Genomic DNA, 4816 nt, shown 5'->3' on the forward strand with positions numbered 1-4816 from the left:
GTACACCCACACCACGGGCACCACCAGCCCGTACGTCACCACCGGCACGACCACGTACCGCCACAGCGCCACCCACGGCCAGTAGAACAACGCCTTGCCGAGCCAGGTCAGCACGGCCGCGATCCCGCGGCCGAGCGGGGTGAGGAGCGTGCGGTTCATCCACCGCGCCGGGGCGAGGAGCAGGTGCTCCACGAGCCAGGCGATGCCGTGGCCGAGCGGGGTCAGCAGCTGCCGGTACACCCACACCACGGGCACCACCAGCCCGTACGTCACCACCGGCACGACCACGTACCGCCACAGCGCCACCCACGGCCAGTAGAACAACGCCTTGAGGATGACGGTGGCCACCCACACCAGGGCGCGCGCCACGGGGGTGATCACCTTCTCGAAGATCCAGGACAGCACCCGCCCGAGCGGCCTCAGCAGCACTCGCTCGACGGCCCGGCCGCAGAGCACGAGGACGTCCCACACCATGCGCACCGGGACGACGACGAGCACCACGACGACACGCACCGGTATCCGCACGACCTGGGCGAGGCAGCCGTCGCCCGGCTCGTAGTCCCTCGGCGCCTGGTGGACGCCGTGGCGCGGCGGCGCGGTGGTGTGCGGCGGCTTTCCCAAGTCCATGTCAGAGATGACGCATCACGGGCCCGCTCGGATCCAGTACCTGCGCTTTTCCCCCCGCCGGTCCTCGAACAGGCCGCCGTTCGCCTCGATGACCTCGCGCGAACCGACGTTGTCGTGGTCGCAGGTGAGCAGCCCGGAATCGAGTCCGAGCCGCCGTTCCTGGGCCAGGGACCCGCCCAGCATCGCGGTGGCGTGCCCCTGTCGTCCGGCCGCAGGGGCGTGGACCCGCACCCGCGGGGCGATGAGCTGCGGCATCGCCCCACTGTCGCGAAAAGGAAGAAGGCCCGGCCACGGGTTTCCCCGCGGCCGGGCCGTCCCCCGAGCTGTGTTACTTGACGACGGTCAGCGGGAGCAGCTTCTTGCCTGTCGGACCGATCTGGATGTGCGTGTCCATCTGCGGGCACACGCCGCAGTCGAAGCACGGCGTCCAGCGGCAGTCCTCGACCTCGGTCTCGTCGAGGGCGTCCTGCCAATCCTCCCAGAGCCAGTCCTTGTCGAGACCGGAGTCGAGGTGGTCCCAGGGCAGGACCTCCTCGTACGTGCGCTCACGGGTGGTGTACCAGTCGACGTCGACGCCGAAGTCGGGAAGGGTCTTCTCGGCGCACGCCATCCAGCGGTCGTACGAGAAGTGCTCGCGCCAGCCGTCGAAGCGGCCGCCGTCCTCGTACACGGCGCGGATGACGGCGCCGACACGGCGGTCACCGCGCGAGAGCAGGCCCTCGACGATGCCGGGCTTGCCGTCGTGGTAGCGGAAGCCGATCGAGCGGCCGTACTTCTTGTCGCCGCGGATCTTGTCGCGGAGCTTCTCCAGACGCGCGTCGGTCTCCTCCGCGCTCAGCTGCGGCGCCCACTGGAACGGCGTGTGCGGCTTGGGCACGAACCCGCCGATGGACACGGTGCAGCGGATGTCGTTCTGCCCGGAGACCTTGCGGCCCTCGGCGATGACCTTGACCGCCATGTCACCGATCTGGAGCACGTCCTCGTCGGTCTCCGTCGGCAGACCGCACATGAAGTACAGCTTCACCTGACGCCAGCCGTTGCCGTACGCGGTGGAGACCGTACGGATCAGGTCCTCCTCCGAGACCATCTTGTTGATGACCTTGCGCATGCGCTCGGAGCCGCCCTCGGGGGCGAAGGTGAGTCCGGACCTGCGGCCGTTCCTGGTCAGCTCGTTGGCGAGGTCGACGTTGAACGCGTCGACGCGGGTCGACGGCAGCGAGAGGCCGATCTTGTCCTCTTCGTACCGGTCCGCGAGGCCCTTGGCGATGTCGCCGATCTCGCTGTGGTCCGCGGAGGACAGCGACAGCAGGCCGACCTCTTCGAAGCCGGTCGCCTTGAGACCCTTCTCGACCATGTCGCCGATGCCGGTGATGCTTCGCTCCCGCACGGGGCGCGTGATCATGCCGGCTTGGCAGAAGCGGCAGCCGCGGGTGCAGCCGCGGAAGATCTCGACGGACATCCGCTCGTGGACGGTCTCGGCGAGCGGGACCAGCGGCTGCTTCGGGTAGGGCCACTCGTCGAGGTCCATGACGGTGTGCTTGGACACCCGCCACGGCACGCCCGACCTGTTGGGGACCACACGGCCGATGCGGGCGTCCGGCAGGTACTCGACGTCGTAGAAGCGCGGCACATACACGTTGCCGGTCTTCGCGAGACGGAACAGGACCTCCTCGCGCCCGCCCGGGCGGCCTTCGGCCTTCCAGGCGCGGATGATCTCCGTCATGTCGAGCACGGCCTGCTCGCCGTCGCCGATGACCGCGCAGTCGATGAAGTCCGCGATCGGCTCGGGGTTGAACGCCGCGTGCCCGCCGGCCAGCACGATCGGGTGGTCGACCGTGCGGTCCTTGGACTCCAGCGGGATGCCCGCGAGGTCCAGGGCCGTGAGCATGTTGGTGTAACCGAGCTCCGTGGAGAAGCTCAGCCCGAAGACGTCGAACGCGCCGACGGGCCGGTGGCTGTCCACCGTGAACTGCGGGACCTTGTGCTCACGCATCAGCTCCTCGAGGTCCGGCCAGACGCTGTACGTGCGCTCGGCCAGCACGCCCTCGCGCTCGTTCAGCACCTCGTAGAGGATCATGACGCCCTGGTTGGGCAGACCGACCTCGTAGGCGTCCGGGTACATGAGCGCCCAGCGGACGTCGCAGGACTCCCAGGGCTTGACGGTGGAGTTCAGCTCACCGCCGACGTACTGGATGGGCTTCTGCACATGCGGGAGCAGCGCTTCGAGCTGTGGGAAGACCGACTCGGCAGACATGGAAACCTTCGTGGGCTGGCAAGGGGGCGACTCTCAAGCGTACCCGCACGCTCAGCGGCCGAGCGCCGCCCGGATCCGGGGGGCCGATGCCTCCTCCCACACCCCGGGCAGCTCGGCCTCCCGCGCCTCGGCGCGGGCCTCCTCCCGGCCGTACAGCAGTCCCCAGACGAAGGCGGTCTCCCCTGCCGCGTGCGCCCGGACCGCGAGCTCGCGCAGCGCCTCCCGCGCGACGACGCTGTCCTGGTGGTCACCGAGCACGGTCTGCACGGCCTTCATGCGCTTCCCGAACCGCTTCGCGGGCTTCCCGAGCGCGGGCCTCGCGACCTCGGCCGCGTACCGCGCGCGTTTGGCCGCCTTGCGGGCGTCGTGCATGGCGTGGTCCCGCTCCTCCCCCTCCGGCAGCGACAGGGCCCTGTCCATACGGGCGGCCAGCCGGTCGTACTCCTTCAGTACGGCCTTGGGGAGTACGTCCTCCGGCGCTCCCGCGGCCGCCTTCAGCAGCGGCGGGCGGGCGCACAGCGCGTCCAGCGCGTCGAGCAGGGCGAGATAGCGGTCGCTGTCGAGCGCGGCGGTCACCGTCTTCCGCGCGTCGGCGGCGCCGGCCACGGCCCACGCGGCCAGCCGTGCGTCCACCGGGCCGAGGAGCAGCGTCACGGGCACGTCGTCGACCCGCTCGGCCAGCCGCTCCGCGAGTACCTCCTGGTCACGGGCGACACCCAGCTCCCCGGCGAGCCACTTGAGCTCGTCGATCAGGGGCCCTGTGACATCGCGGTCGACGACTTTCCGGTAGCTCCTCAGTGCGCTGCGCAGCCGCCGGGTGGCGACCCGCATCTGATGCACGGCGTCCGGCAGGTCGCGGCGCACCCCAGGGTCGTGGGCGACGACCGCGGCGACCTCCTTCTCCAGATAGGCGAGAACGTGATCGCCCGCCGTCCGTGCTTTTCCCCGCCCCTGACGCTCTGCCGGACCCGCCCCGGTCTCCGTCAGCGCCCTGGCCAGCTTGGACGGCGCGACGGCCGTACGGACGCCGGCTTTCCTGAGCTTCTTGTCCACGGCGTCCAGGAACGCGGGGTCTGCGCCGTCGGCGAGCTCCACCTCGATCTCGTCCCACTGAGCCGTCCCCTCGCCCCCGTGGAGCCGCTCCGCCACGACGGCGTCCCGGCTGAGCTCCGCGAGGAGGGCGCCGTCGGCGTCCACGAGGTGCTGTACGTCCCGCGAGGACAGCAGCCGCACCACGGGGACGAGCTCCCGGCCCCGGGCGTACGCCCGCACGAGGCCGGCCAGCTCGTCGGGGACCCCGTCGGAAAGGGGCGCGGCGATCTCGTCCCGCACTCCGGGCGCCACGGGCAACTTGAGGTGCCACCCCGCGTCGGTGCCTCCGGTTCTGCGCCGCAGGGTGACGGACGAGGCGGCCAGCCTCAGATCGGCGGTGTCGTAGTAGACGGCATCCAGCTCGGCCACGCCCTTCCCCAGGACGCCGGCCACACGGGCCACTTCCGTCAGATCGGGCAACGGGGTGTCGGGGGTGGCTTCGTACTTCCGCTCGATCTCGCGCTTGGTGTCCGCCATGCCATCGAATCTAGCCGCGCGACCGCCGGTCGGGCAGGCCCACGCGCCTTTCCGCGACCGGGGGCTCGGCCCCCGGACCCCCTGCCCCGGACCGGGGCCGCCCCTCCCCCGGAGGGGATGCCCCGCACCCGTGCGCGGGCCCTCCCCTCCGGGCCCCTTCCCCAGCCCCGGACCCCATGGGCCTGACTCCCCGGCGCCCCTCCCCCGAGGGGGCCTGTGTGGGTCTGCCGCCCCGGCGCCCTCGAACAGCCCATGCGGCGTCCATACCGCTGCGCGGGGCGTTTCCCCACCCCGCCCCTTCCCCGAAACCGGGGCAAGCCCCGGACCCCATGGGGCTGACGCCCCCAGTCCTCTCCCCGGGCGAGG

At 71.3% G+C, this 4816-nt stretch carries 3 protein-coding genes and 1 pseudogene; all 4 read right to left on the reverse strand.

Annotation, left to right across the window (positions count from 1 at the left end; genetic code table 11):
- Positions 1-627: pseudogene (locus tag ACWGH4_RS26655) on the reverse strand (hypothetical protein); the annotation flags it as partial.
- Between the two features lie 15 nt (positions 628-642).
- Entirely contained in the window at positions 643-882 is a 240-nt protein-coding gene (locus tag ACWGH4_RS26660; protein WP_453465419.1) for a GNAT family N-acetyltransferase, read from the reverse strand.
- Positions 883-955: 73 nt separating this feature from the next.
- Entirely contained in the window at positions 956-2881 is a 1926-nt protein-coding gene (locus ACWGH4_RS26665; RefSeq protein WP_441262994.1) for a TIGR03960 family B12-binding radical SAM protein, read from the reverse strand.
- A gap of 51 nt (positions 2882-2932) precedes the next feature.
- Positions 2933-4450 carry a CYTH and CHAD domain-containing protein gene (locus tag ACWGH4_RS26670; RefSeq protein ID WP_453465421.1) on the reverse strand — a complete coding sequence of 506 codons (1518 nt, stop codon included), beginning with the start codon at positions 4448-4450 and terminating at the stop codon, positions 2933-2935.
- Positions 4451-4816: the final 366 nt, after the last annotated feature.

It is taken from the genome of Streptomyces sp. NPDC054847 (assembly GCF_053610925.1).